General features: G+C 64.2%; 26 protein-coding genes. 15 read left to right on the forward strand and 11 right to left on the reverse strand.

All coding sequences use genetic code 11. The features are described from left to right. Window positions 1-5: 5 nt before the first annotated feature. Window positions 6-1,226, reverse strand: a complete 1,221-nt coding sequence (locus AC1MBU_RS02975; RefSeq protein WP_479788439.1) for a sensor histidine kinase — start codon at window positions 1,224-1,226, stop codon at window positions 6-8. A gap of 167 nt (window positions 1,227-1,393) precedes the next feature. On the opposite strand from AC1MBU_RS02975, the gene AC1MBU_RS02980 reads away from it, so the two are divergent. From AC1MBU_RS02980 to AC1MBU_RS03005, 6 genes are all read left to right on the forward strand, one after another. Next, entirely contained in the window at window positions 1,394-1,873 is a 480-nt protein-coding gene (locus AC1MBU_RS02980) for a hypothetical protein (protein ID WP_346027846.1), read from the forward strand. A 66-nt stretch (window positions 1,874-1,939) separates the two neighbouring features. Beyond that, window positions 1,940-2,380 carry an Asp23/Gls24 family envelope stress response protein gene (locus AC1MBU_RS02985; RefSeq protein WP_277359789.1) on the forward strand — a complete coding sequence of 147 codons (441 nt, stop codon included), beginning with the start codon at window positions 1,940-1,942 and terminating at the stop codon, window positions 2,378-2,380. A 9-nt stretch (window positions 2,381-2,389) separates the two neighbouring features. Continuing rightward, window positions 2,390-2,581 carry a DUF2273 domain-containing protein gene (locus AC1MBU_RS02990; protein WP_277359790.1) on the forward strand — a complete coding sequence of 64 codons (192 nt, stop codon included), beginning with the start codon at window positions 2,390-2,392 and terminating at the stop codon, window positions 2,579-2,581. Beyond that, window positions 2,572-2,952: a hypothetical protein gene (locus tag AC1MBU_RS02995; RefSeq protein WP_346028049.1), complete on the forward strand. Its 381-nt coding sequence runs from the start codon at window positions 2,572-2,574 to the stop codon at window positions 2,950-2,952. The genes AC1MBU_RS02990 and AC1MBU_RS02995 overlap by 10 nt, the downstream gene beginning before the upstream one ends. Next, on the forward strand, window positions 2,949-3,536 hold the full coding sequence (locus AC1MBU_RS03000; RefSeq protein ID WP_277359055.1) for a DUF6286 domain-containing protein: 588 nt from the start codon (window positions 2,949-2,951) through the stop codon (window positions 3,534-3,536). Before AC1MBU_RS02995 ends, AC1MBU_RS03000 begins: the two co-directional genes overlap by 4 nt. Continuing rightward, window positions 3,533-4,141 carry a hypothetical protein gene (locus AC1MBU_RS03005; RefSeq protein ID WP_277359054.1) on the forward strand — a complete coding sequence of 203 codons (609 nt, stop codon included), beginning with the start codon at window positions 3,533-3,535 and terminating at the stop codon, window positions 4,139-4,141. Before AC1MBU_RS03000 ends, AC1MBU_RS03005 begins: the two co-directional genes overlap by 4 nt. Before the next feature lie 43 nt (window positions 4,142-4,184). On the opposite strand, the gene AC1MBU_RS03010 is transcribed toward AC1MBU_RS03005, so the two are convergent. Then, on the reverse strand, window positions 4,185-5,918 hold the full coding sequence (locus AC1MBU_RS03010; RefSeq protein ID WP_479788444.1) for a glycoside hydrolase family 13 protein: 1,734 nt from the start codon (window positions 5,916-5,918) through the stop codon (window positions 4,185-4,187). 164 nt (window positions 5,919-6,082) lie between these two features. On the opposite strand from AC1MBU_RS03010, the gene AC1MBU_RS03015 reads away from it, so the two are divergent. The 5 genes from AC1MBU_RS03015 to AC1MBU_RS03035 all read left to right on the forward strand — a co-directional run bounded on the left by AC1MBU_RS03015 (window position 6,083) and on the right by AC1MBU_RS03035 (window position 11,255). Beyond that, window positions 6,083-7,432, forward strand: a complete 1,350-nt coding sequence (locus AC1MBU_RS03015; RefSeq protein ID WP_277359052.1) for an ABC transporter substrate-binding protein — start codon at window positions 6,083-6,085, stop codon at window positions 7,430-7,432. Between the two features lie 85 nt (window positions 7,433-7,517). Further along, entirely contained in the window at window positions 7,518-8,483 is a 966-nt protein-coding gene (locus tag AC1MBU_RS03020) for a carbohydrate ABC transporter permease (protein WP_479788446.1), read from the forward strand. Then, window positions 8,480-9,436 carry a carbohydrate ABC transporter permease gene (locus AC1MBU_RS03025; RefSeq protein ID WP_056545889.1) on the forward strand — a complete coding sequence of 319 codons (957 nt, stop codon included), beginning with the start codon at window positions 8,480-8,482 and terminating at the stop codon, window positions 9,434-9,436. Before AC1MBU_RS03020 ends, AC1MBU_RS03025 begins: the two co-directional genes overlap by 4 nt. A 6-nt stretch (window positions 9,437-9,442) precedes the next feature. Next, a complete protein-coding gene (locus AC1MBU_RS03030; protein WP_479788451.1) occupies window positions 9,443-10,453 on the forward strand; it encodes a LacI family DNA-binding transcriptional regulator in 1,011 nt (336 codons plus the stop codon). A gap of 43 nt (window positions 10,454-10,496) precedes the next feature. Further along, window positions 10,497-11,255: an alanine--tRNA ligase-related protein gene (locus AC1MBU_RS03035; RefSeq protein ID WP_479788453.1), complete on the forward strand. Its 759-nt coding sequence runs from the start codon at window positions 10,497-10,499 to the stop codon at window positions 11,253-11,255. Here AC1MBU_RS03035 and AC1MBU_RS03040 read toward each other — a convergent pair. From AC1MBU_RS03040 to AC1MBU_RS03080, 9 genes are all read right to left on the reverse strand, one after another. Beyond that, window positions 11,248-11,889: an MFS transporter gene (locus AC1MBU_RS03040; RefSeq protein ID WP_479788457.1), complete on the reverse strand. Its 642-nt coding sequence runs from the start codon at window positions 11,887-11,889 to the stop codon at window positions 11,248-11,250. The genes AC1MBU_RS03035 and AC1MBU_RS03040 overlap by 8 nt on opposite strands. Before the next feature lie 123 nt (window positions 11,890-12,012). After that, on the reverse strand, window positions 12,013-12,861 hold the full coding sequence (locus AC1MBU_RS03045; RefSeq protein ID WP_479788460.1) for a DUF8083 family protein: 849 nt from the start codon (window positions 12,859-12,861) through the stop codon (window positions 12,013-12,015). Window positions 12,862-12,864: 3 nt separating this feature from the next. Beyond that, on the reverse strand, window positions 12,865-13,665 hold the full coding sequence (locus AC1MBU_RS03050) for an exodeoxyribonuclease III (RefSeq protein ID WP_056545896.1): 801 nt from the start codon (window positions 13,663-13,665) through the stop codon (window positions 12,865-12,867). Window positions 13,666-13,683: 18 nt separating this feature from the next. Further along, on the reverse strand, window positions 13,684-14,505 hold the full coding sequence (nadE, locus tag AC1MBU_RS03055; RefSeq protein ID WP_277359046.1) for an ammonia-dependent NAD(+) synthetase: 822 nt from the start codon (window positions 14,503-14,505) through the stop codon (window positions 13,684-13,686). Between the two features lie 84 nt (window positions 14,506-14,589). Beyond that, a complete protein-coding gene (locus tag AC1MBU_RS03060) occupies window positions 14,590-15,588 on the reverse strand; it encodes a sugar phosphate isomerase/epimerase family protein (RefSeq protein WP_346027850.1) in 999 nt (332 codons plus the stop codon). Window positions 15,589-15,612: 24 nt separating this feature from the next. Beyond that, the gene (locus tag AC1MBU_RS03065; protein ID WP_479788463.1) at window positions 15,613-16,716 is read right to left on the reverse strand and encodes a Gfo/Idh/MocA family protein; all 1,104 of its coding nucleotides are present in this window, start codon (window positions 16,714-16,716) and stop codon (window positions 15,613-15,615) included. Next, window positions 16,713-17,468 (reverse strand): sugar phosphate isomerase/epimerase family protein, encoded by a 756-nt coding sequence (locus AC1MBU_RS03070; RefSeq protein ID WP_277359043.1) that lies wholly within the window; start codon window positions 17,466-17,468, stop codon window positions 16,713-16,715. Before AC1MBU_RS03070 ends, AC1MBU_RS03065 begins: the two co-directional genes overlap by 4 nt. Before the next feature lie 38 nt (window positions 17,469-17,506). Beyond that, a complete protein-coding gene (locus AC1MBU_RS03075; RefSeq protein WP_277359042.1) occupies window positions 17,507-18,679 on the reverse strand; it encodes a Gfo/Idh/MocA family protein in 1,173 nt (390 codons plus the stop codon). A gap of 87 nt (window positions 18,680-18,766) precedes the next feature. Continuing rightward, complete coding sequence (locus AC1MBU_RS03080) at window positions 18,767-19,810, reverse strand: substrate-binding domain-containing protein (RefSeq protein ID WP_479788466.1); 1,044 nt, start codon at window positions 19,808-19,810, stop codon at window positions 18,767-18,769. A gap of 155 nt (window positions 19,811-19,965) precedes the next feature. On the opposite strand from AC1MBU_RS03080, the gene AC1MBU_RS03085 reads away from it, so the two are divergent. From AC1MBU_RS03085 to AC1MBU_RS03100, 4 genes are all read left to right on the forward strand, one after another. Then, window positions 19,966-21,486, forward strand: a complete 1,521-nt coding sequence (locus AC1MBU_RS03085) for a sugar ABC transporter ATP-binding protein (protein ID WP_471672708.1) — start codon at window positions 19,966-19,968, stop codon at window positions 21,484-21,486. Then, complete coding sequence (locus tag AC1MBU_RS03090) at window positions 21,483-22,553, forward strand: ABC transporter permease (protein ID WP_056545904.1); 1,071 nt, start codon at window positions 21,483-21,485, stop codon at window positions 22,551-22,553. The genes AC1MBU_RS03085 and AC1MBU_RS03090 overlap by 4 nt, the downstream gene beginning before the upstream one ends. A gap of 81 nt (window positions 22,554-22,634) precedes the next feature. After that, complete coding sequence (locus tag AC1MBU_RS03095) at window positions 22,635-23,717, forward strand: polyprenyl synthetase family protein (RefSeq protein WP_479788471.1); 1,083 nt, start codon at window positions 22,635-22,637, stop codon at window positions 23,715-23,717. Between the two features lie 143 nt (window positions 23,718-23,860). Next, window positions 23,861-25,129 (forward strand): ROK family transcriptional regulator, encoded by a 1,269-nt coding sequence (locus AC1MBU_RS03100; protein WP_479788473.1) that lies wholly within the window; start codon window positions 23,861-23,863, stop codon window positions 25,127-25,129. Window positions 25,130-25,211: the final 82 nt, after the last annotated feature.

The raw sequence follows: 25,211 nt of genomic DNA on the forward strand, positions 1-25,211 counted from the left end.
TCCTGCTAACTACCGCTGCCAAAACACGCGAGGATGGTCAGGCCGCCGCCCTCGGTCTCCTCCAGCTCAAGGAAACCGCCGTGCGCCTGGGCAATCCGATTGCAGGTTGCCAGGCCGAGCCCGGTACCGGCTATTGCGTTGCTCTCCAGCCGCACGAGCGGTTCGAGCACCCTCTGCCGGTCTTCGGGAGCAATCCCGATGCCATTGTCCTCGAACTTCAGGCACCACCTATCTTCGGCGGACTGGCCGGCACTGATCCGTACTCTGGGAGACCTGTGGGGATGGCGGTAGTTCAGGGCGTTCTGGAGCAGATTCTGCAACAGCGTATGTAGCTGGGTGGGATCAGCCTGGCCCACAAATTCCTCCACCTCAAGGCGCGCTCCGGCAGCGGAGATGGCGGCGGTGAGGTCGTCCTGCACGGCTCTCACGGTTGCCGCCAAACTGACCGGTTGGACGCGCAGAGTTCCGTTGGAGCGGGCAAATGCGAGGAGCTCTTCGATCATCGCCGTCATCCTGCCCGCGCTGGCACCGATGCGCTCGAGGTATTTCCGGCTGGTGCTGCGGGCGGGAATCGCGGTGTCATCCTCAAGCATCTCGGCGAAGCCGCGAATACTTGTGAGCGGACCCTGCAGATCATGGCTCACCCGCCCGGCGAATTCCGCGAGGAGTTCATTGCTGCGTTTCAGCTCCTGCAGGGCGGTGCTCAACTCGCGTGTCCGCAGTTGCAAGTTCAGGATGTCCATGATCTGGGTGGCCAGGATTTCGAGGCTGCGGCTCTGTTGTGGAGTGATCGAGCCGGGTGAATCATCGAATACGCACAGTGTTCCCAACGCGTCGCCCTCCGCGGTGATGAGCGGAGTAGAGGCGTAGAAGCGGACCTCGGCGATCTCACCGGTGACAAATGGGTTCCCGCGGAACCGCGGGTCCTCCAGACAATCCTCCACCATGACCGTGTGGCCATAGCGGAAGACCTGGGCGCACATTGAGTCTTCGCGTGAACAAACACTCGCTTCGATACCCCGAGCGGCTATCTGGTGCTGTTGGTCGGCGGTGATGATGTTGATGACAGCGAAGGGGACCCTGCATACGTCCGCGGCCAGTACTACGAGGTTGTCGAGATCCTCGTAATAGGTTCCCTCGCGGCCGGACAACCCGTCCGCAAGGGAATAGCGCTCCAGTGTGAGAAGCCGCTGTGTCTCGCTTCGGCTGCCTACCTCTATGGACACGGTGTGGTTCCCCCTCCTGCACGTCCTGGGGGAAGTCTAACGGCTGGCGGGCCGTGGCCATGCTGCGGGAGAAGACTCACGCCGTTGACCGTTAGAGAGGTGGAGCCCTGTCTGCAGGCAGCCGGCACTCCATCAGCCACCACCCCTCAATGGAAGGACCGCCAGGCGTGAGACTCAAGTTCGCCGTGGCCGTTTTTGGTGCGCTCACCCTGTCCCTGGCCGGGTGCGCCGCTGCCCCACCGGAGGCAGCCAGCACCCTGAGCATGCCGCCTATCCCTTCCGAACCACCGCAGTCTTCGCCATCCATGTTCCAATCGCCCGATCCTCGGCTCGCGGAGGGCGCACACAACACCGGAGCGGCCATGGCGGACTGCCTGGTTGTTGCCGCCGGAATCTCCTCTGTACTGTTGGCCCCGCTCAGTTTCAGGGGAGATGAAGATCCCGAGACCATGGCCAAGCTTGAGGATCAGCTGCATCACCTGCACGGCAAGGTTCCCGACGAGCTCAAGCCGCATTTCGTCCGGGTGGCGGACGCCGCTGAGAGCGGCCCGCACGGCACTGGCCAGTTTGATGAATCCGCGTTCCGTGAGGCGCTGCAGCCAGTCCAGGAGTGGCTCAGGGAGCACTGCAGCGAGCCTTCCCGCTGACCCTTCCGGCGCGTGTCAAAGGTTCAGCGGAAGGGTTAGGCTGGGCGAAAGAGAAAGGGCGCCAGCATGGAGCACGAGCAGGGAACAGGGCCGGCGGGCGTAGCGCCCGTTACTGAATCCGCAACCGGCAGGACAACCATCTCCGAAACTGCCGCCGCAAAGGTTGCCGCGATCGCCGCCCGCAAGGTGCCGGGGGTCTACGCGCTGGGCAGCGGCACCGGCAGAGCGCTTGGGGCGCTTCGCGATGTGGTCGGTGGCAGCGACCTGGCGCAGGGTGTGCACGTGGAGGTGGGGGAGATTCAAGCCGCCGTTGACATCAACCTCGTTGCTGAATATGGCTACCCGCTCACTGCGGTGGCCGACCAGGTGCGCGCAGCCGTATTCGCCGCTGTCGGTGAGCTCGTGGGCCTGAAGGTGATTGAAGTCAACGTTGAAATCAATGATGTACACGTGCCCGGCCTGAATGATCCCAAGAGCACTGAGAAGCCCCGCCCCGCGGCGAGCTAAGGAGCCACTATGAACCTCACCGTCGTCGGTATCCTCGTTGGCACCATCCTTGCTTTCGCTGCGCTCATCTTCCACTTCTGGGGCTTCCTCCTGGTGGCACTCTTCATGGCTATCGGCGCTTTCGTCGGCCGGGTTGCGGAGGGCAAGCTCGACCTGCGCAGCGTGCGGGATGCCCTGGCCGGACGCCGCTCATCATCGTGACCGCAGCAGCCGCAGCGCCGCAACGGCTGGCCGGCCACAACCGGATCAGCACGCAGGCGCTCACCAGCACAGCGTGCGCCGTTGCAGCCGAGGTGCTTCGGGTTCCCGTCCGCGAGGTCCGCGCCAGCTGGTCTGACGACGCCGGTCTGCTCGCCCTCAGCCTTGCTACGCCCATCGCCATCCCTTCCCTGCACCGGGTGGCAGCGGACCCCGCGGCTGTTGAGATGTTCGGTGGATCCGTTGAGGACCGCGTGCATCGAGCCAAGGGGGTCATTCTTGAGCGGGTCGCCCAGCTGAGCGGGTCCCGTCTGAGCCGCGTCGACATCAGGGTCACCGGCGCCCGTGTCAGTGAGCGCGGGAGGACGCAATGAATGATGAGACCACCCGCCTGACCTCGGACGTCATCCACCGGGAAACCCACGCATCCCGGGCGGTACCGGCCACGATCGTTGCCGGGTTGGTCATCCTCGTCTGCCTGTACGTGATGCTGGAGGCCGCTCTGAAGGCGCTTGGCCAAAATCCCTGGTTACTGGGGCCGGAGGCAACGGCAGGGTGGCTGGGTGCGCTTCCGGCAGGTGTCTCCGCCTCAGTGCTTGCCGCGGCGGGAGTGTTGATCTTCCTGGTGGGGCTCCTGTTTTTCCTCGCTGCGATCCTTCCCGGCAGGCGGGCGCGGCTAAGCATTCCCAACGGGCGCGCCGCCGTCGTTGTCGATGCGGAGGTGCTGGCATCCTCGCTGGCGCGCCGCGCGCGCGTGGCTGCGGGGGTGACTCCGGAGCAGGTGCTGGTGACCATCGGCCGCCGGCTCGTCGACGTGCAGGTGCGGCCAACATCCGGCATCCCCGTGAACCAGGAGTCCGTCCAGGCGGCCGTGGAGGATGAGCTTCGCCGGACCGCCATCGATCCGGTGCCCGAGGTCTCGGTGGCGATTGCGCAGTCCGGGGTGATCGGGCAGTGAACCAGACGCCACGGACCATCAACCGGATCCTGCTCGCAGTCTTCGGTCTGGGACTGATGCTCGCCGGAGCGCTCGCCATGGCGCTCGGTGTCCCCGCCGTCGCCGGCTGGTGGCAGTCAACGGCTGCGCAGGCTGGTCAGTGGATCAGCAACGTTTTGGACGCTACAACCCTCCCCGGGCAGCGGGACAGCTGGCTCTGGATCGTTCTAGCCCTGCTGATGGTGCTGCTGATCATCCTCATGTTCGCGTGGGTGGCCAACCAGGGGAAGGGACGGTCAGGAACGCTTGCCTATGACGACGACGACCACCCGGTTCCCGGCAGCGTCACCATCAACGCGGCGGTGGCGGAGCAGGCCCTGAAGGCTGCACTGAGTGAGCGGGTGGACCTTGTGAACTCGGCCGTATCCACCTATGAGTTCCGTGGCCGGCCTGCACTGAAGGTGAAGGTCTTCCCGCGGCAGGGCGTGGCGCCCTATGTGGTAGCGGAGGAGGTCTCGGCGCTCGTGTCTGCGCTGGATGCCGTGCTCGGCGTGCAGACACCGGTGCTGATCAGCATCAGCTCCGGTGCCCGCTCGCGTTTCACCCGCGCCGAAAGGGTGCGCTAGGCAGAGGGTGCGTTAGGGCTAGTCCCGCGCGGCGCCGGCTGCGTCAGGACCGCTCGATCCAGACCGCGCAGTCCGGCTGCAGCTTCTTGCCGCCTCCCGCTTCAGATACGGCATCTTCCGCGCTGGCAAGTACGACGACGCCGGAAGGCAGCTCGATGGGCTTCTCGCCCATGTTCGCAGCCACCAGCACTGAACCGTTGGTAAGGGCGATCACGCCCTCGCCGGGGCGGTGCTCCGGCGCCCACTCCAGCGATCCGCGCCCCAGTCCACGCGAAGAGCGTTCGGTCAACGCCGACTTCACCAGCTCATGCACGGAGCCGGGGCGGTCAACCTGGACGTCCGCCGCGTACGCCGCGAAGCCGGCGGGCTGGGGCAGCCAGGGGGCGGCGTCGTCGTTGTTGTTGGTTGTGCTGAAGCCGAAGCCCGGTGCGTCAGCCTTCCACGGAAGCGGCACCCGGCAGCCGTCGCGGCCGCGCTCCACGCCCTCCGTGCGGAAGAACGCGGGGTCCTGGCGGACGGTGTCATCCAGCAGGGTGTGCTCGGGCAGGCCGAGCTCATCTCCCTGGTAGAGGTAGGCGGAACCGGGCAGCGCCAGCATGGTGAGAATCGCTGCGCGTCCGCGCCGCAGTCCCAGCGCCTCGTCAGGCTGCTCATCCCGCGGCCCAACGCCCTTGGGCAGCTGCGTCGGGTCCTGCAGGCCGAAGCGCGTGGTGTGCCGGACGGTGTCGTGGTTGGAGAGGACCCAGGTGCTGGGCGCACCGACATTCCCGGCCTGCGCGAGTGATTCGGTGATGCTTGCGGTCAGGCGCCCGGCATCCCAACCGGCGCGCAGGAAATCGAAGTTGAAGGCCTGCTGCATCTCGTCCGGGCGAACATAGTGGAAGAGCCGCTCCGCCGGTTCCACCCACGCTTCCGCGACCAGCATGCGGTCCCCGGGGTACTCGGCCAGGACGCGGTTCCAGTCGCGGTAGATCGCATGGACGCCGGGCTGGTCGAAGTACGGCGGCGTGGGCTCGGTGGCTGTTGATTCTTCGGCTGCATCGGGGGTGTGTACGTCGCCCACCATGCTCTCGCGGCCGGCCCAGTCCGGCAGTCCCTCCGCTTTGACGAGGCCGTGCGCCACGTCGATGCGAAAGCCGTCCACCCCGCGGTCCAGCCAAAAGCGCAGGACAGAGATCATTTCCTCATGCACTTCGGGGTTCTCCCAGTTGAGGTCCGGCTGCTTGGTGTCAAACAGGTGCAGGTACCACTGGCCGTCCTCCACCCGCGTCCAGGCATCGCCGCCGAAAATTGACTGCCAGTTGTTCGGGGGTAGCTCGCCGTTCTCGCCGCCGCCGTCCCGGAACATATAACGGTTGCGCTCGCTGGAGCCCTTCGGAGAGCGCAGGGCGGCCTGGAACCACTCGTGCTCGTCCGAAGTGTGATTGGGTACCAGATCAACGATCACCTTGAGTCCGCGCTCGTGGGCGTCGGCCAACATGGCATCGAAGTCAGCGAGGGTGCCGAAGCGGGGATCCACATCCCGGTAATCAGCGACGTCGTAGCCGGCATCCGCCTGTGGTGAAACATAGAACGGCGAAAGCCAGACGGCGTTCACCCCGAGGTTCTGAAGGTAGGGGAGCTTGCTGGTGATGCCGTGCAGGTCACCCATGCCGTCGCTGTTTCCGTCCGCGAAGGAACGGGGGTAGATCTGGTAGATCACGGCGTCTTCCCACCAGGCGGCGCCTCCACGGTCCTGAACCGGGTGGACGGGAGTTGAAAGATCGGAGGCAGTCATGGGGGCTCCTCTGCAGGATGGTGGGTCACGATTGGATATCGACGGGGCGGTCGGGTGCGCCTGGTGTTGCAGATCACAACGTAAGCGCTTACTTTGATCGTATCAAGAGGCAAGGCGGCGGTAACCAATTCAGTGCCTAGCTGCCGGACAAAGGAGTCATTTTCATGGCGATTATTCGCGGTAAGAAAGCGGTGCTGCCAGTGGCCGCACTCAGCGTGCTAGCACTCACACTCTCCGCCTGTGGATCGGGAAGCGAGGGCGAAGGAGGCGGGGACCAGCCGGCTGCCGACTGCGCTAACTACGAGGACTACGGAACCTTCGATGGTGAAGAGGTAAGTGTCTACTCGACCATCGTCGACGTCGAAGCGGAGAGTCTCGAGAACTCGTGGGCCGATTTCGCCGAGTGCACCGGCATCGAGGTTGTCTACGAAGGCTCGAAGGAATTCGAAACCCAGATCGGCGTCCGTTCACAGGCCGGGAACCCGCCGGACATCGCCATCTTCCCGCAGCCGGGTCTGCTTGCAGCCGAGGTTGCCAGCGGCAACGTCCTGCCCGCGCCGGATGCCGTCGAGGCACTTGTCGACGAGAACTGGTCCGAGGACTGGAAGGGCTACGGCACCGTGGACGGCGAGTTCTACGCCGCCCCGATGCTCGCCAACGTCAAGGGTTACGTTTGGTATGACCCTGCAACCTTCGAGGAGAAGGGCTGGGAAATCCCTACCACCCTCGATGAAATGATGACCCTCACTGAGGACATCGCTGCCGAGGGAACCATGAAGCCGTGGTGCGCAGGCTTCGAATCCGGTGAAGCCACAGGCTGGCCGGGTACTGACTGGGTTGAAGATTATGTTCTCCGCCAGGCCGGACCTGAGGTCTATGACCAGTGGGTGAACCACGAGATTCCGTTCAATGATCCCCAGATCGTGGAAGCTTTCGATTCCGTCGGTGAAATTCTGAAGAACGACGAGTTCGTCAATGGCGGTTTCGGAGACGTGCGCTCCATCCTGACCACTCCGTTCGCTGATGCCGGCCAGCCGGTACTCGACGGCGAATGCGCCATGCACCACCAGGCATCCTTCCAGGCCGCCAACTGGCCTGAAGGAACCGAGGTTGCCGAAGACGGAGACGTCTGGGCATTCATGACCCCGGGTGTCGAGGAAGGCAGCAGCGCGATCACGGGCGGCGGCGAGTTTGTCGCAGCGTACTCAGATGAGCCTGCGGTGGTAGCGTTCCAGACCTTCATGGCAAGCGGTGAGTTTGCCAATAACCGCGTCTCCGAGGGCGGCGCAATCAGCGCCAACAAGGCCCTCGACCCGTCGTTGGCACAAAGCGCGCTGGACCGGCAGTCCATCGAGTTGCTGCAGAGCGAAGACACTGTCTTCCGCTTTGACGGCTCCGACCTGATGCCGGGCGCCGTTGGCGCCAACTCCTTCTGGAGCGGCATTGTCGAATGGATCAATGGCACGCCGACCAACGAAGTGGTTGACACCATCGAAAGCAGCTGGCCCCAGTAGTTCCTTCTGCGGACCCGGCGTTCCACGGTAGTGGGACGCCGGGTCTGTCCTGACAACTGACCGCACCCAGCAAGGAGGCTGCGTTATGGAGGATCTCGGCGAGAAATTCCTGCAGGTGGTGATCGCCATGGCGATCTTCGCCGCCGTCATCGGGATCATCATGCTGCTGGTGGACCGTGCACCCAAATCGTTCCGCGACAAGGCGACGATCATCGGCTTTCTGGCACCCGCTGCAATCCTGTTGATTGTCGGCATGGTCTGGCCCGCGCTGCAGACCACCTTCCTCGCGTTCACCGACCGCGACGGAAACCTCACCGGTCTGGACAACTTCATCTGGATGTTCACCGAGCCGACCGCCCTGGTCACCCTTCGGAACACCGTCCTATGGGTGATTCTCGTGCCCACGATCTCCACGGTCATCGGTCTCGTCTATGCCGTCTTCATCGACAAGGCGCACGGCGAGAGAGTGTTGAAGGCACTCGTCTTCATGCCGATGGCCATCTCCATGGTGGGCGCGGGCATTATCTGGAACTTCATGTACGCCTACCGCGGAGTGGAACAGGAGCAGATCGGGCTGGTCAACCAGATCCTCGTCTGGTTCGGCGGCGAACCGCGTCAGTTCCTGCTCGAGGCACCGGGGAACACCTTCTTCCTGATCGCCGTCATGGTCTGGATTCAGGTGGGCTTTGCCATGGTGATTCTCTCCGCCGCCATCAAAGGCATCCCCGCAGACATCGTGGAGGCGTCGCGCCTGGACGGTGCGACTGCCTGGCAGCAGTTTTGGAGCATCACCATTCCGTCAATCCGCGGAGCGTTGGTGGTGGTGATCACCACCATCACGATCATCACCCTGAAGGTGTTCGACATTGTGCGGACCATGACCGCCGGAAACTATGACACCTCCGTGATCGCCAATGAGATGTACACGCAGGCATTCCGGGCCAACGAACCCGGCCGGGGCGCGGCACTGGCGCTGATCCTGTTCCTGATGGTGCTGCCCGTGGTTATCTACAACGCCCGCGTGCTCAAGAAGCAGAAGGAAATCCGATGACTTCGACACCAGCTGTTCCAGCCATGGGAACCAAAGACACCGGGGAAGACACCACGGTACAACCGCCCATCGCCCGCCGGGTGAAACAGCGACTGACGTCCCGCGGCGCCACGATCGCCGCGGTGATCATCGCTGTCATCTGGACCGTACCGACGCTCGGGCTGTTCATTTCCTCGTTCAGGCCGGAAGAGAACATCAACCAAAATGGTTGGTGGAACGTGCTCTCGAACTTCGAGTTCACACTCGACAACTACGCGGACGTCCTGATCTCGGGCGGCAGCCAGTCGCCGAACCTCGGCCAGTACTTCATCAACTCCCTGGCGATCGTGATTCCGGCGACGCTCATACCGCTGGTGATCGCCTCCATGGCGGCCTACATCTTCGCGTGGAGCAGTTTCCGCGGGAAGGACACACTGTTCGTGTTCATCTTCGCCCTGCAGATCATTCCTCTGCAGATGGCGCTGATTCCGCTGCTCACCCTCTTTGTGAACCTGAAGATCGGCGAGTTTGAGCTCCTTCCATCCGGATCCTACGCACAGCTGTGGATTGCGCACACCATCTTCGCGCTGCCGCTGGCCATCTTCCTGCTGCACAACTTCATCGCGGAGATTCCCGGTGAAGTGATCGAGGCAGCGAGGGTGGACGGCGCCGGACACGCCACCATCTTCTGGCGGATCATCATTCCACTGTCGGTGCCGGCGTTGGCCTCCTATGCCATTTTCCAGTTCCTGTGGGTCTGGAATGATCTGCTGGTTGCATTGGTGTTCTCCGGAGGTACAGGGGACGTTGCGCCCATTACGCAGCGGCTCGCCGAGCTCACCGGTACCCGCGGCGGCGAATGGCACCGACTCACGGCCGGCGCCTTCGTGTCCATGATCGTCCCGCTGCTGGTCTTCTTCGGGCTGCAGAGGTACTTCGTCCGTGGTCTGCTGGCTGGTGGCCTCAAGGGCTGATGCACCGTGACCGGCATCGAAGATGTTGCGGTAGCCACGGGAGTTTCAACCGCAACCGTGTCGCGCGCCCTGCGGGGCCTCGCCGGAGTTTCGGCGGGGACCCGCGCCCGGGTACTGAGTGCCGCTCAGGAACTCGGGTACGTGCCGTCGTCAGCGGCGTCCGGCCTGGCCTCTGGACGCACCATGGCGATGGGCGTGCTGCTGCCCCTGATCGAACGCTGGTATTTCTCGGCCGTCCTTGAGGGGGTTGACCGTCAGCTCAGGGCCGCGGGCTACGACCTCATTGTTTTCAGCCTCGGCGGAACGGGAGTCAACCGGGAACGCGTGTTTCACCGCTCCATCCTGCGGAAGCGCATCGACGCCCTCCTGGTCATGTGTATGGAGCTCACCGAAGACGAGCACCTGGCTTTGCGTGAACTGGAATCGCCCACCATTGTGGTGGGCGGTTCCGTTCAGGGAGTGCGGCACGTCGGCATCGACGACGGCGCTGCCGTGCGGGACGCCGTCGAACACCTGATTTCCCTTGGCCACACCAGAATTGGGCACGTGCGCGGAGGCGGTGCCTTCGGTCTCTACTTCGAGGTGCCCCGCATCCGCGAGGAGTCTTATCTAGCGACCATGGCCGCCCACGGGCTGCCCCTGTGGGATGACTGGTCCGTGTTCGGCGATTTCCGGTTCGGTGAGGCCAAGATCGCCGTGAAGCGGATGCTGTCCACCGTGGATGAACGCCCCACCGCACTGTTCTGCTCCTCCGATGAGATGGCCTTCGGCGCCCTGATGGCTGCTTCCGAACTCGGCATCAGCGTGCCCGGGGAACTGTCGATCGTGGGTATCGACGATCACGAGTTCGCCGGGCCTATGGGCTTGACCACCGTGCGGCAAGTGCCTGAGGAGCAGGGAGCCTTCGCCGCGGATCTCCTCCTGAGGGAGCTGGAGGGGGCGCTGCCCGTGCTGAACCCGCCAACGCAACCCCATAAACTCATCCAGCGCGCCTCGACGGGTCCGGCACCCCGCTAGCTGCTACCGTCCTGGTTTCAATTCGGTCGCTACGCTGGTACGCATGGCTACTGAACTCCTCTACCTTGACGATTTCGATGTCCTGACCGCGCCCGCAACCGTCACAGCGGTGACCGTGCTCGAGGACGGCAGGCTCGACGTTGTACTGGACCGCACCTGCTTTTACCCCCGCGGCGGCGGACAGGACTGGGACACCGGCACCATCCGCGGCGGGCACGCCGCCCTTCGGGTCGAGGAGGTGCGCCTCGACGAGCACGGGGTTGTCCATCACCTGGGCGCCGGTGAAGCGTGGAAGGAATGCGCGGGCGGGGAGGCAACATTGGAGGGCGCCGCCGTCGTGCTGGAAGTGGACGCAGACCGGAGGGCTGTCAACACGCGGCTCCATTCCGCAGGGCATATCGTTGATCTCGCCGTTGAGCGGCTGGAACTGCCCTGGGTGCCAGGTAAGGGTGCGCACTATCCGCACATGTCCTTTGTCGAGTACACCGGGGACGTGCCCGGTGAGGTGGAGGATGTCCGGCAGCGCATCGAACAGGAGGTCGCGCAGATCATCGGCGAAGGCAGCCGCAACGAGATCCGGTTCATGCCGGTTGCGGACATGGGTGAGTACTGCAGGCATGTCCCGGACAACATCCCGACCAACAAGCCCGCGCGGATTGTGCTCTACAACCAGACGTTCGGCGTGCCGTGCGGTGGAACCCATGTCCGGGATGTCGCGGAGGTCGGTACGCTGAGCATTCCCAAGATCAAGTCGAAAAAGGGCGTCACGAAGGTCTCCTACGCTGTGGAGGACGTCAACTAGCGGCGTCCGAGTCCAGCAGGTCCGCCTCGCACGCCGCCCGGAAGGGTGAAACCGCCAGGATCAGTGCGGCCGCCAGCATGACCGCCGCGGCGGAGCCGAGAGCCACGACGGGGCCGAACGCCGTAGCCAGGGCGCCGCCTAGGGGAGCGCCGATAACGATCATGCCGCGGTTCACGGACCGCCTGGTTGCGCTCATCCGGGCAATCAGCGCATCCGGAGTGACCCCCTGCCAGTACCCCATCTCCAGCGGCCCCTCGGCGCCCATCGCCAGGCCGAAGAGGAATTGCCCGAGGACTGCGCAGGCGAACGTCGCCCACACCGTGGCCGGCCAACTTTCGATGCTCCCGCCGCCCGCCTGCCCGGCTGCCACCAGTGGTGCCAGAACCACGACGACGACGGCGGCCGGCTGGGCCAGCCTCGCCGCCACCATGACCCGTCCGGTGCCGTAGCGCTCACCCCAGCCCGAGGACCAGGTGGTGCCCAGCACCGCACCGATTCCCGCTCCGCCGAGGACAAGACCCAGGCCGAGCGCGCCGAGTTGAAGGTCATTGAGGATCAGGGCCGGAAGAACGGTGCCGACCATCGCTGAGCCGATGAACCAGACGTGCGTGCTCAGGCCCAGCGGCCGCAACAAGGATGAGCACTGACAGCGCCACGGTGGTGAGGTAGGTACCGAAATCCGAGACCGTCGAAGCAACCCAGAACCGGACAAAGGCGGGATTCCGGCGGAGCTGCATGCGTTGCCGAGTCCGCCGGCTCAGGACGCGCGTGCGAGCTGGCGAATGGGAACCCACCGTGACGCGAGGCGGCGGTAAGCCGCGGCCGCGCCGGTCATATCCGCTTCGGCGAGGCACTCGATTCCCATCCGGACATCCATGGGGGACTCGTCCGGAAATACCAGGTCCGCAACCGGTCCGTAGTCGAGTTCGACGACGGCGTCGCGGCGGAAAGACTGCAGCCACTCCGTGATTTCGGTGAGCTCTTCCAGCAGATCAAGCTCCGGAGCAGCGATGGCGAGCCCGGCTACGGCACGGCGCGCACGATCGATGCAGTCGCTGATGGTGGCGGAGACTCGGACGGTGTGGACTTCGCCGTCGTCGTCCACCACCTCGGTGAGGTCGTCTTCGTGGATGAGGACAAACCAGGCGAAGGGGATGCCCCACGTCGCAGAGCGGGTATGCAGCTTGGCGGTGGATTCGGTCAGCGTTTCGGGATCGAGCCGCGCCTGGTGCGCCTCCCTCGCGATCTCCGGGAGGAGCACATCCATCAGCGGACCGCGGATGGTCTGCTCGAGGGACTCAGCGGACAGGTAGGTGCGTACCGCCAGCTGATTGGGGCAGTAGTAGGGCGCGGTGGTGCCGCTGCTGCGCGGGAAATGCAGCACGCGCACAAGATCCTGCGCATGGTGCGGAAACGGGTCCGATACTGCGCGCGTTATGCGCCGCACCGCATCGATGCGTTCCAGCTGCTCGGTGACCCTGCGGCCCCGAGTCCGCTGTTCCAGGATGGCGAGCTGCTGGGCGTCACTGAAGGCATCAAGCGGCTCATACACCCGTAGGTAGGAAACGTAGGGGAAACTGCTGCCGGCGCCGGGCACGTCTGCCATGGATCAGGTCAGCTCTACGATGACCGGCGCGTGGTCAGAGGCACCCTTGCCTTTGCGTTCCTCCCGGTCGATCGACGCGCCGCTGACCCGCTCTGCGAGGGCGGGGGAGGCCAGGATGAAGTCAATACGCATGCCCATGCGCTTGGGGAAGCTCAGCTGCTTGTAGTCCCAGTAGGTGTAGACACCGGGGCCCGGGGTGTGGGGGCGGACAACATCGGTGAAGCCCGAGTTCTCGAACGCGTGGAAGGCTGCGCGCTCCGGCGGGCTCACATGCGTGTAGCCGTTGTTGACGAAGAGGTCGATATCCCAGACGTCCTCATCCTGCGGCGCGATGTTCCAGTCCCCCGTGAGCGCCACCTGGGCGGAGGGGTCTGCCTCCAGCAGTCCGACGGCGTGCTTGCGCAGCAGCTCAAGCCATTCGACCTTGTACGCCATGTGCGGGTCCCCGAGCGCCCGCCCGTTCGGTACGTACAGGCTCCACACGCGCACGCCGCCGCAGGTGGCGCCGATGGCGCGGGCCTCCTGCACGGGGTCGGTGTCCTTCCCGAACACCGGCTGCCCGGGGAAGGTGCGCTCAACATCGGTCAGCCCCACACGTGATGCAATGGCGACGCCGTTCCACTGGTTCAAGCCGAAGTGCGCAACCTCGTAGCCGCTCTTCTCGAACATGTCCCAGGGGAAGTTGTCGTCCTTGCACTTGGTTTCCTGGATGGCTAGGACGTCCGCATCGGAGCGGTCAAGCCAGGCTTCCACGCGGTCGGCACGGGCTCGGAGGGAATTAACGTTCCAGGTCGCTATTTTCACAGTTGCTACGTTACCTAATCAGCGCCACCACGAGTCGTCGGGGGAAACCGGGACGGTGCGCTTGTGTCGGGTCATCAGGTAGCGGCGCTCAATCAGCTGCGCGGCTTCCTCGGGAACGTCCCGACCCTCGAGGTAGTCATCGATCTGCTCATAGGTGAGACCGAGCTCGTGCTCGTCGCTCTGCCCCGGGTTCTCATCCAACAGGTCCGCAGTGGGGATCTTGTTGTAGAGGCGCTCCTGCGCGCCAAGTTCCTTCAAAACCTGCCGATTCTGCCGTTTGTTCAGGCCGAACAGGGGAAGGATGTCTGCCCCGCCGTCACCGTACTTGGTGAAGAAGCCGGTGACTGATTCCGCGCCGTGATCGGTGCCGATCACCAGTAGGTTGTCATCACCGGCCAGGGCGTACTGCGCCACCATTCGTACGCGCGCCTTGACGTTGCCCTTGTTGAAATCGGACATTTCGTTGCCTGCAGCGCTGGTGAACTCAGCCTGGAAACCGTCCACGGCGGGAGCGACGTTGTAGACAACGGACCGGTCCGGTTCGATGAACGCCAGGGCCGCCTGGGCATCGTCTTCGTCATGCTGCACGTTGTACGGCAGGCGAGCCGCGACGAACGTTGCCTCCACGCCGTCGGACCTCAACTCATCAGCCGCCAGCTGCGCGAGCTTTCCGGCAAGGGTGGAGTCCAGGCCGCCGCTGATGCCGAGCACGAAGCCCTTGGTGCCGGTGGCCCGGACGTAGTCCTTGAGAAAGTCCACGCGCCGGCGGATCTCCTCCGCAGGGTCGATGGTGGGGCGTACGCCCATTTCCTCGATAATCTTCGCCTGGAGTTCACGCATGCGACCCAGCGTACTCATTTTTTGTCGCCTACCTGCTGCCTAAAACGCGCGTAAACCGCAGGTAGGCGACAAAAACTCCAAGGGCTACTGCTTGAAGGCGGCGTCGAAGGACAATGACGACGGCGCGAAGTCGAACTTCTTGAGGAAGGCCAGGGCCTCGGGGGCTCCGTCCAGGCGGTCCATGCCGGCGTCTTCCCATTCAACCGAGATCGGCCCGTCGTAGCCGATCGAGGTCAACGCGCGGAAGCTGTCTTCCCAGGGCACGTCTCCACGGCCCGTGGACACGAAGTCCCAGCCGCGGCGCGGATCTCCCCACGGCAGGTGGGAGGAGAGGATGCCGTTGCGGCCGCCGCCCATCCGCATCTTCGTGTCCTTGCAGTCCACGTGGTAGATCCGGTCAGCGAAGTCGGAGATGAAGGCTACCGGGTCGATCTGCTGCCACATGAAGTGGCTCGGATCCCAGTTGAGGCCGAAAGCGGGACGATTGCCGACGGCGTCAAGCGTGCGCTTGGTGGACCAGTAGTCGTAGGCGATTTCGGAGGGATGCACCTCGTGTGCAAACCGCACACCGCAGTCATCAAACACGTCCAGGATGGGGTTCCAACGGTCGGCGAAATCCTGGTAACCGGCATCGATGACGTCCTGGCTGACGGGCGGGAACATCGCGACATACTGCCAGATCGAGGACCCGGTGAACCCGACGACCGTCTTCACCCCGAGTTTCTGCGCAAGCTTGGCGGTGAGCTTCATTTCCTCCGCTGCACGCTGCCGGACGCCCTCCGGATCGCCGTCTCCCCAAACGCGCGGCCCGACGATGGCTTCGTGGCGGAAGTCGATCGGATTGTCGCAGACCGCCTGGCCCTTGAGGTGGTTGGAGATGGTCCAGACCTTCAGGTTGTTGCGCTCCAGAATGTCGAGACGGTCCTGGATGTAGTCATCATCGTCCCACCGCCACGCGTCCAGGTGGTCTCCGGAGACTGCGATTTCCAGGCCGTCGTAGCCCCACTGGCCCGCGAGTTCGGCGACCTTCTCAAACGGCAGGTCGGCCCACTGGCCGGTGAACAGTGTGAAGTTGCGTGCCATGATTTTTCTCCTTGTGTGAGTGGGTCAGGAAAGCGTGCGGCTGGTGGGATCCCAGTCCTCGGGCAGCGGCTCGGCAGCCACGGCTGAGCTGGCAACGTCAACGAACGTGCGACTGTCCACCGACTCCGCGATCGAAGCCATGGTGTCCAGGACGTGGAAGGCAGTCTCCCCTTGTGCGCGGTGTGGAACGCCGGCGCGGATTGAGCGGGCCAGGTCGAGGACTCCGGTACCGCGCCCGTAGGTGGAACCGACCGCCGGGAAGGTCTCCCAGTCTTCGGCGCCGTGGCGGTGGAGGCGGATGTCGCCGTCGAACATGTTGGGATCCGGGAAGGCAATGGTGGCTTCCGAGCCGGTGATCTCGACGAAACCGTGCCGGGGGAGCGGTGAATCGAAGCTGAAGTTGCTCGTGGCGGAAGCGCCGCGCTCGAACTGCACCAGGGCGCTGACATGGGTCGGAACGGTGACGGCGAACTCCTCACCGGCGCGCGGGCCGGAGCCGATGATGCGCGTTTCCCGCGACCGTGATCCGAGCGCAGCAACGGTCCCGATCGCACCGAATGTCTGAACGAGGGCTGTCAGGTAGTAGGGGCCCATGTCGAAAAGCGGGCCGGCACCCTCCTGGAACAGGAAGGCCGGGTTGGGGTGCCAGGCCTCAGGCCCGGGGGACTGCATGAGGGTCAACGCAGTAAGCGGCACTCCGATGTCCCCACGCTGGATCATCCGGAGGCCTGTTTGCAGCCCCGCGCCGAGGAAGGTGTCAGGGGCGCAGCCCAGCCGGAGGCCGGCGTCGGAAGCGGCCTTCAGGAGTGACCGGCCTGATTCGCGGTCGAGCGAGAACGGCTTCTCACTCCACACGTGCTTCCCCGCAGCCACAGCGTCGAGCCCTACCGGTACATGCGCGGCGGGAGTGGTCAGGTTGACGATGATGTCGACGTCCGGGTGCGCGAGCGCGTCCTCGACAGTCCCGGAGGCAGCGATCCCGAACTCCTCGGCACGCGCCCGGGCGGCCTCGGGGAAGAGGTCCGCGACGATATGGACCTGGACGTCGGGGAACGCCGTGAGATTGGTCAGGTACTCCTTGCTGATGACGCCCGCACCGATGATGCCGACGCCCACCGGGCCGCTCATGCTCCTGCCTGCCTGGAGTCCGCCTGCAGGTAGTGCAGGCTCGCCTCGAGCGCCTCGAACAGGTCACCGGCGCTGTCATCGAGCTCGACGACACCTACCTCTACCGATCCGGCAGCGGCCAGGACTGAGGGGACGTCCATCCGTCCGGCGCCCACCGCCACCTGCGAGGTGTTGTCCTTGTCCAGCGCGCCGTCCTTGAGGTGGATGAACCGCACGCGGTCGCCCAGCTTCGCGAGCAGCTCGGCTGGATCCTGCCCGCCCACTGCCACCCAGTAGGTGTCCACTTCAAGCACGACGGCGGGATCCAGGGCGCCGGCGAGGACCTCCAGCCCGGTGCGGCCGCCGAAATCGGTTTCCACCTCCCACCAGTGGTTGTGGTAGCCGACGGTGATGCCGTACTCCGCGCCGAGGGCCGCCACCTCGTTGAGGGCCTGTGCGGTCTGCTCGACGGCCTCCTCGGTGGTCCACCGCTCAGGGTGCACCATGGGCTCGATGACCGTGCCGATGCCCAGTGTCCGGGCTGCTTCGAAGATGAGGTCGCGGTCGCCGTCGAGCAGCGGTGCGTGGCCCGACGGAGCGGCCATGCCGTTGCGTTCAAGCGCAGCGGAGAGCGCCGCCGTATTCGCTGCGAAGTTGTAGGGCTCGACCCGTGAGAAACCGATCGATGCAAGTCTGTCGATGGTGCCGTCCAGATCAGCCTCGAGGGCTTCGCGGACGGTATAGAGCTGGACAGACAGGGGTGGAGTTGGCACGTGGGATCCTCTCGCTGGCGCCGTCGGGATAGCCGGTACTAGATAGTCTTAGTCCAGATGCTGTCAGCTTCCGCGCTGCGCTCCACACCGTTAAGGACCTTCTGCACCTGCAGTCCGTCCGCGAAGGACGGCTCCGGCTGGCGATTCGCTGTGATTGCTTCGACGAAATCCTTGGCCTGATGGGCAAATCCGTGTTCATAGCCCAGAATGTGCCCGGTGGGCCACCAGGCAGACATGTAGGGGTGGGAGGGCTCCGTCACCATAATGTTGGTGAAGCCCTGCCGGGTATCAGGCGCGGTTGCATCGTAGAAGCCGAGCGAGTTCATGTTCTCCAGATCGAAGGAAATCGCGCCGGTGGAGCCGGCCACCTCAACGCGCAACGCGTTCTTGCGCCCGGTGGACATGCGGGTCGCTTCGAATGAGCCCACCGCGCCGCCGTCGAACCGGCCGCTGAACAGGGCAAGATCGTCCACTGTGACGCTTCCCCGCTCGGCTGAGGCGGTGCCTGCGAGCCCGGAGGCTTCGGCCAGCAACGGACGCTCGTGCACAAAAGTGTTGAGGATCCCGCTCACACCTGTGATCTTCTGGCCGGTGATGAACTGCGAGAGATCTACCGCATGCGCGCCGAGGTCACCGAGTGCGCCGGAGCCGGCGGATTCCTTCTGCAGCCGCCACGTCAGCGGGGCGTCGGCGTCAACCAGCCAATCCTGCAGGTACGCGGCACGTACCTGACGGACCTCGCCGATTGCACCGGACTGAACCAGATCCCTCGCGAAGGCCGCTGCAGGAACGCGGCGATAGGTGAAACCAACCATCGCGAAGACGTTGTTGCCGGCGCGGTCAGCGGCGGCTGCCATCGCCTCAGCCTCTTCGAGGGTGTTGGCGAGCGGCTTCTCGCACAGAACGTGCTTTCCCGCCTCAAGCGCTGCAATGGCGATCTCCGCATGGGATCCGCCGGGAGTAACGATGTCGATGACGTCGATGTCGTCGCGGGCGATGGCCGCCCGCCAGTCAGTAGCCGTCTCTTCCCAGCCCCATTTACGAGCCGATTCCTCTACTCCACGGGCGTTGCGCCCCACGAGCAGGGTCATCTCCGGCCGGGCCGGCAGGTCGTGGAAGCGCGGTGCAACCCGCCACCCCTGCGAATGGGCAGCCCCCATAAATCCGTGTCCGATCAGGGCGATTCTCAGGGGTGGTGCGTCGTTGTGCATGTTTCCTCTTTATCCGGCGGCGGTTATAAGCAGTTGGATGGAGGCGGGGCGCCCTGCCAGCGATTGAGCGCCCCGCCCCTTAGTGTCCTACGATTCGAAGGCGGTCGGCAGGTACTGCTCAACGTTCTCACTGGTGACAACCGGAGCGTTCAGAACGATGCGCTTCGGAACTTCCACTTCCACCAGGTCGCTCATGGCCTTGCCCTGAGCGATCAGGCGGGCGAGCAGGATGCCGTCTGCTGCCTGAGTGGACGGGTAGATGACGGTAGCTTGGAGAACACTCTCGCCCGACTCGATTTCACGCATTGCGTTCGCGGATCCTGCGCCGCCGACCATGAAGAACTCATCGCGACCCGCGTTGTCGATGGCGGCCAGGACGCCGATGCCCTGATCGTCGTCGTGGTTCCAGATGGCGTCGATCTCAGGAGCTGCGGAGAGGAGCTGCGAGGTTGCTGCTTCGCCTCCGGCAATGGTGAAGTCGGCTGCGACGCGGTTGTCCACGTCGAGGCCGCATGACTCCAGTGCATCGGCGAAGCCCTGGCTGCGGTCCTGAGTCAGGGGTAGGGAGTCGACGCCGGCGATCTCGGCAACCACTGCGTCCTCGTCACCTTCGAGCTGTTCGCAGATGTAGGTGCCGGCGCTGACGCCCATTCCGTAGTTGTCGCCGAGGATGGTGGTGCGGGCAGCGAACGGGCTCGAGAATTCACGGTCAACGTTGATGACCGGGATGCCGGCTTCCATGGCTTGGGTGGCCACCGGGGTGAGGGCGGCGCCGTCCGTCGGCAGGAGCACGATGGCATCGACGCCGTCGTTGATGAACTGTTCAACCTGGCTGATCTGAAGGTTGGCGTCATTGGTTCCCTCGGCGACACGCAGGTCGATGTCCGGGTAGTTTTCAGCCGTAGCGATGGCAGCGGAGTTGATGGCGCCCAGCCAGCCGTGGTCGGCAGCAGGTCCGGAGAACCCGATGACTACGGTGTCGCCTTCGGCCTGATTTCCTTCGACGGATGCATTGGTGGGCTGCGTGTTGGTGTTACCCGCGTCGGCTGTGCACCCGGTGACAAGGGCGCCGACAGCCAGGAAGGCACCGGTGGTGACGAGCATCTTCCGGCCCGTACGAACTGCAAGCATGTGAATCTCCTCAATGAGTTAGGTGCGTCTTCGCAAGGGTGCAGCATGCGTCTTCCATGGCCGCTTCTTCGCGTGACTGCAATCACAATAACAGAAGATCGAAAGAAATCGACGACTTTATACCGATTGCCGACATAATGTGTTAGCTTCGTCTCATGTTCGAAGAAGATCAGCCACGTCCGTTGCTCGAAGTTTGGGGGATTACCAAGCAATTCGCTGGTGTCCAGGCGCTTAAAGGCGTCGACCTGCAGGTACTTCCAGGAGAAGTGCACTGCGTCATGGGTCAGAACGGAGCCGGTAAATCCACCCTCATCAAGACGCTGTCCGGAGTACACCAGCCCGACGGCGGTGAAATCCGCTGGGAGGGAAAGGAGATCTCGATTCCCGGCCCCACCGCCGCCCTGGATCTCGGCATCGCCACGATGTACCAGGAACTCGACGTCGTGGATGGACTGTCCGTAGCGGAGAACATCTTCCTCGGGCATGAACGCGCCAGCGGAGGCGTGCTCCACGTCAAGAAGACAAATGCGATCGCGCGTACCCTGCTGAAGCGGCTCGGGCACGGCGGTCTTTCGCCGTCCACCGAGGTCGGTTCGCTTTCTGCCGCCAACAAGCAGATCGTGAGCATGGCGCGCGCACTGTCGCGGGATACCAAGCTGATCATCATGGATGAGCCGAGCGCCATCCTGGACTCCGGCGAGGTGGCTAACCTTTTCCGTGTGGTGCGCGAGCTCACGGCCCAGGGCATCGCCGTCGTCTACATCTCCCACCGGCTGGAAGAGATCCGCCAGATCGGTGACCGCATCTCCGTGATCAAGGACGGACGGAGCACAGCGAGCGGTCTGAGCGTCACCGATACGTCGAGGGCTGAGCTGATCCGTCTGATGACCGGCAGGGATGTCGAGAACGTTTTCCCGGAGGGGACACCGGTACCGTCCGATGCTCCCATAGTTCTCAAGGTCGACAACCTGGAACTGGCCGGACACTTCGAGGATGTCAGTTTCACGGTACGGGCAGGCGAGATTGTCGGGCTCGCCGGCCTCGTCGGGTCCAAGCGGTCGGAGATCCTTGAAACCATCTACGGTGCACGGAAGGCTTCTTCCGGGACGGTATCCGTCAACGGCAAGGTGCTGCGTCCCGGGTCTGTTCCAGCCGCGGTTGACGCGGGAATCGGGCTTTCGCCGGAGGAACGCAAAAGTCAGGGCCTGATTCTCGATGAACCGATCTTCAAGAACGTAACGCTCTCGACCTTCGAGCGCTTTGCCCGCTCCGGATATCTGAATGAAAAGGCAGAGCGGAACGCCGCGCGCGAGCAGATCGCAGCCCTCGAGTTGCGTCCAGCTGATCCGGACCGCCCGGCCCGGACGCTTTCCGGCGGAAATCAGCAGAAGATACTCCTCGCCCGCTGGCTCGTGCACGGAACTCCGGTGCTGCTGCTCGACGAACCAACCCGCGGCGTCGACGTCGGGGCGCGCGCTGAAATCTACGCGCTCATCCGCAAACTCGCCGCTGCCGGGACCGCAATCATTGTTGTTTCGAGCGAAATCGAGGAAGTGCTCGGCCTCGCCGACAATGTCCTCGTCATCGATGACGGCACCGTTATCACCCAAACCAAAGCAAGCGATCTAGACGAGCACGGAGTGCTCGACCTCGTCATGAAGGGAAGTGCCGCGTGAGCGAGCAGAAAACCAAGGTGGCTGAACCGCGCATCGACGCGTCGGCCGACCACAGCGCCCCGAAGGCCAACCCGCTACAGAGCTTCCTGAAGGGCTCCGGAGGCCGCAGCCTGGGGCTGGTCATTGCCCTGGTGCTGCTGTTCGTGGTGGGTGCCATCACCAGTGGGGACCGGTTCCTCAACCCCGAAAACATGCTGACCATCCTCCGGTACGCCTCGATCATCGGTGTGATCAGCATCGGCGTCACCTTCGTTATCACCGCCGGAGGCATTGACCTTTCGGTCGGTTCGGTCATGGGACTGGCGACCGTCGTTGCTACCCTGACCAGCGTCCAGCTGGCCGCTACGCAATCATCCTGGATTCTCATGGTGCTTGTGGCGCTCGCGGTCGGTGCCGGAGCGGGCCTGATCAACGGGGTTGTGATTGCTTATGGCAATGTCGTCGCCTTCATTGCCACGCTGGCCATGCTGGTTGGCGCACGGGGTCTGGCCGAGCTCATCTCCGGGCGCAGCACGCAGATCGTCGTCAACCAGGACTTCCTGCAGGTCATGCGCGCTGACTTCCTGGGCGTTCCTGTTCTCGTGTGGATCTTCCTCCTTGCCGCTGTTGCAGGATGGTTCCTCCTCAACCGCACCACGTTCGGCCGGCGGACCATCGCCATCGGCGGAAACCTCGAAGCTTCCCGCCTGGCGGGTATCAAGGTGAAGCGCCACCTGGTCTACCTGTACGTCCTGGCCGGACTCGCCGCGGGCATTGCGGCTGTCATGATGCTCGGCCGTACTACCGCGGGTACCTCGACGCACGGTCTGCTCTACGAACTGGACGCGATTGCCGCCGTCGTTGTTGGTGGAACACTGCTCATCGGCGGGCGCGGCACAATCATGGGCACGGTTCTTGGTGTGCTGATCTTCAGCACACTCACCAACGTCTTCATTCAGAACAATCTGGACACCTCCGTTCAGGCTCTAGCCAAAGGCGTGATCATCGTGGTCGCCGTTCTGTTGCAGCAGCGCTTTGCAGCCAGTGGCAAAACACGACGGGCCAAGACGAAGCCAGCGAAGGCCTGACCGGGCACCAGGATGCAGGTCACCCAGCCGGCTCCCGAACTCAGGGAGCCGGGCGAGCAGCGGTAACCGGAAGGTGAGTCGGTGAGTTTCCTGAACGCGGACTACGCGCTGCACGGCAACGCAGACCTCGACCTGGTTGAGGATGCCCTCCAGCGGTTCTTCAGTGACGCGAAACTCCGTGCTGTATCGGTGAACGCTGCCTACCTCGGTCTCTGGGAATCGCTGGAAAGGGCAGCCGCGGGCGGCAAGCGCTCCCGCCCGCGGCTGGTTCTGCTTGCCTACAAACAGCTGGGAGGTACTGATGCCTCCAGCGCGGCGCAGCTCGCCGCCGTCTACGAGCTCCTGCACAGCGCGCTGATCATTCACGACGACGTCATTGACCGTGACTTCGTCCGTCGCGGCAGCCCCAACGTGTCCGGCCACTACAGGAACCGGGCACTGCGCACCGGAGCTTCCCCGGCGGCCGCTGAGCACGCCGGAGTTTCGGCAGGAGTACTCGCCGGCGACCTCGCACTCTCGGGTGCCTACCGGCTCTTGAGGTCCGTGGCGGCACCGGAGGCCGTAGCGCAGCGGCTTGGCGACATCCTCGATGACGCCGTTTTCTCATCAGTGGGCGGGGAGGTCCTCGACATTGAGTTCAGCCGGACGCAGGACATGCCCTCGCTCGAGGACATCACCAAGACGGCCCACCAGAAAACGTCTGTCTACTCGTTCGAGGCGCCGCTACAGGCTGGAGCCGTGCTGGCCGGGGCTCCGGAGCCGGTCGTCGCGGCCTTGACGTCTTTCGGGCGTTACGCCGGGATCGCCTACCAGATTTCCGATGACCTGCTGGGTGTTTTCGGCAGGGAAAGCCGGACGGGCAAGACCAGCTGGGGAGATTTGAGGGAGGGCAAGCGGACAGCCCTGCTCTCCTATGCAGCAACGCGGCCGGAATGGAGCAGCATCGCGGCACTCATCGGCTCCCCGGACCTGACAGCCTCCAGCGCCGAGTACGTCCGCTCCGTGCTGGTGGCCTGCGGTGCCAGGGACTTCGCGGTCAGTCTGGCTACCGAGAACGCACACCTCGCCGTCATGCACCTGGAGTCCGAGGGCGTGCCCAACGGGTTGCGCAGCAGCCTTGAGCGCATGCTGTTCGCCGCCATCTCAGACGTGAACTCCAACTAACCTCATTCCTGCTGCTCCGCCACGGTTGCCCTCCGGAACTGCACCGCGAGAGACCTAGCCGTAAATACTTCGTGGTTCCCCGTTATCATGAAGGAACAAATCCGGCACCGAGGCGATCTGCCAGGAAGGCGCGTTCCTCCGAAATGACTTCGCCATCGCAGGATGAACGCATTCGCCGCACGGTCGCGGGTACCAACCTCGGTAATAACCGCGATTCAACCCGGCAGCACAATCTCTCAACGGTGCTGCGGCTCGTGCACTCCATGGCAGGCGTCTCCCGCGCACAGCTCACCCGGGCCACGGGGCTCAACCGCTCAACCATTGCCGCGCTCGTCGGCGAACTGGTCCAGCTGGGCCTCGTTGTGGAGAGCAACCTCGACCTGGCGCAGCAGCACGGCCGCCCCAGCATCATGATCGAGCCGAGCCGCGGGGCACTGGCGCTGTCGGTGAACCCGGATATCGACGTCGTCAGCGTGGCACTTGTTTCGCTCGGCGGCCACATCGTGAATCCGGTACGGTTCCATACGGTTCGTGCGCCGTCGGTGCCCGAAGTGGTGAATATCGTGAAAGCGGTCTACTCGGGAATGCGCACGTCGCTGCCCGCCGGACACAGGATCATGGGGGTTGGGCTGGCCATTCCAGGGTTGGTGGATCCCGTCGATGGAACGGTTATCGAAGCGCCGCACCTCGGCTGGCGTGATGAACCGCTCGCCGCACTTCTCAGCGATGCACTGAAGCTTCCGGTCATCGCCGCGAACGACGCCGTTGTGGGCGCCCGTGCGCAGGCGACCTTCGGCGCGGGCCGGGACGTGTCAGACCTCGTCTATCTCTATGGGGGAGCCAGCGGTATCGGCGGAGGTGTCATCAGCGGCGGCCGTCTCATCAGTGGGGCGACCGGGTTTGCAGGTCAGCTGGGACACACCCATGTGCGTTTGGGTGGCGCGGCGTGTACGTGCGGGTCTTCCGGCTGCCTGGAAGCCGAGGTCACCCGCGAAGAGCTGATCGCCGCCGTCGGTCTGCCCGCGGGTGAGACGGAGAATCTTGAAGAAGCAGTGATGGAGAAGCTGCAGCAGGAGGGGTCCCAGGAGTTGAGGGACATCATCGAGCGGCAGGTCCAGCTCCTGGCCGTAGGGCTCAAGAGCGTCGTCAATCTGCTGAATCCCTCCATGATCGTACTGGGAGGGTTCCTGCGGATCCTGGATCGCGCCGCCCCCGACGCCCTGAGCGAGGCGCTGCGCACTCCGGGTACGCGCGGTCCACGAGAGCGCGTGGCCATCGAACTGGCTCCCCTGGGCGAAGATCCCATTCTGGTCGGTGCCGCGGAGCTCGCGTTCGAACCCCTCATCCGGAATCCTGCCGGCTTCCTTCGATTTCACGACGACGACGCCGACGTGCCGCTTTCCTTCGCATAGCGGACAATCTTTCGGACCACGAAAAAGCGGATCCTGTTCCAGCCTTTGCTCGAACAGGATCCGCTTTTCTTATCAGGGCCAG

Source organism: Arthrobacter sp. PTI12 (genome assembly GCF_056679915.1).

What these genes read in the sequence shown, in the direction of transcription:
- AC1MBU_RS02985 (WP_277359789.1), top strand. Translation starts at nt 1,940, where the DNA reads ATGGAGCACGAGCAGGGAACAGGGCCGGCGGGCGTAGCGCCCGTTACT.
- AC1MBU_RS03000 (WP_277359055.1), top strand. Translation starts at nt 2,949, where the DNA reads ATGAATGATGAGACCACCCGCCTGACCTCGGACGTCATCCACCGGGAA.
- AC1MBU_RS03020 (WP_479788446.1), top strand. Translation starts at nt 7,518, where the DNA reads ATGGAGGATCTCGGCGAGAAATTCCTGCAGGTGGTGATCGCCATGGCG.
- AC1MBU_RS03025 (WP_056545889.1), top strand. Translation starts at nt 8,480, where the DNA reads ATGACTTCGACACCAGCTGTTCCAGCCATGGGAACCAAAGACACCGGG.
- AC1MBU_RS03080 (WP_479788466.1), bottom strand. Translation starts at nt 19,810, where the DNA reads ATGCTTGCAGTTCGTACGGGCCGGAAGATGCTCGTCACCACCGGTGCC.
- AC1MBU_RS03075 (WP_277359042.1), bottom strand. Translation starts at nt 18,679, where the DNA reads ATGCACAACGACGCACCACCCCTGAGAATCGCCCTGATCGGACACGGA.
- AC1MBU_RS03065 (WP_479788463.1), bottom strand. Translation starts at nt 16,716, where the DNA reads ATGAGCGGCCCGGTGGGCGTCGGCATCATCGGTGCGGGCGTCATCAGC.
- AC1MBU_RS03085 (WP_471672708.1), top strand. Translation starts at nt 19,966, where the DNA reads ATGTTCGAAGAAGATCAGCCACGTCCGTTGCTCGAAGTTTGGGGGATT.
- AC1MBU_RS02990 (WP_277359790.1), top strand. Translation starts at nt 2,390, where the DNA reads ATGAACCTCACCGTCGTCGGTATCCTCGTTGGCACCATCCTTGCTTTC.
- AC1MBU_RS03035 (WP_479788453.1), top strand. Translation starts at nt 10,497, where the DNA reads ATGGCTACTGAACTCCTCTACCTTGACGATTTCGATGTCCTGACCGCG.
- AC1MBU_RS03100 (WP_479788473.1), top strand. Translation starts at nt 23,861, where the DNA reads ATGACTTCGCCATCGCAGGATGAACGCATTCGCCGCACGGTCGCGGGT.
- nadE (WP_277359046.1), bottom strand. Translation starts at nt 14,505, where the DNA reads ATGCGTGAACTCCAGGCGAAGATTATCGAGGAAATGGGCGTACGCCCC.
- AC1MBU_RS03060 (WP_346027850.1), bottom strand. Translation starts at nt 15,588, where the DNA reads ATGGCACGCAACTTCACACTGTTCACCGGCCAGTGGGCCGACCTGCCG.
- AC1MBU_RS03010 (WP_479788444.1), bottom strand. Translation starts at nt 5,918, where the DNA reads ATGACTGCCTCCGATCTTTCAACTCCCGTCCACCCGGTTCAGGACCGT.
- AC1MBU_RS03045 (WP_479788460.1), bottom strand. Translation starts at nt 12,861, where the DNA reads ATGGCAGACGTGCCCGGCGCCGGCAGCAGTTTCCCCTACGTTTCCTAC.
- AC1MBU_RS03015 (WP_277359052.1), top strand. Translation starts at nt 6,083, where the DNA reads ATGGCGATTATTCGCGGTAAGAAAGCGGTGCTGCCAGTGGCCGCACTC.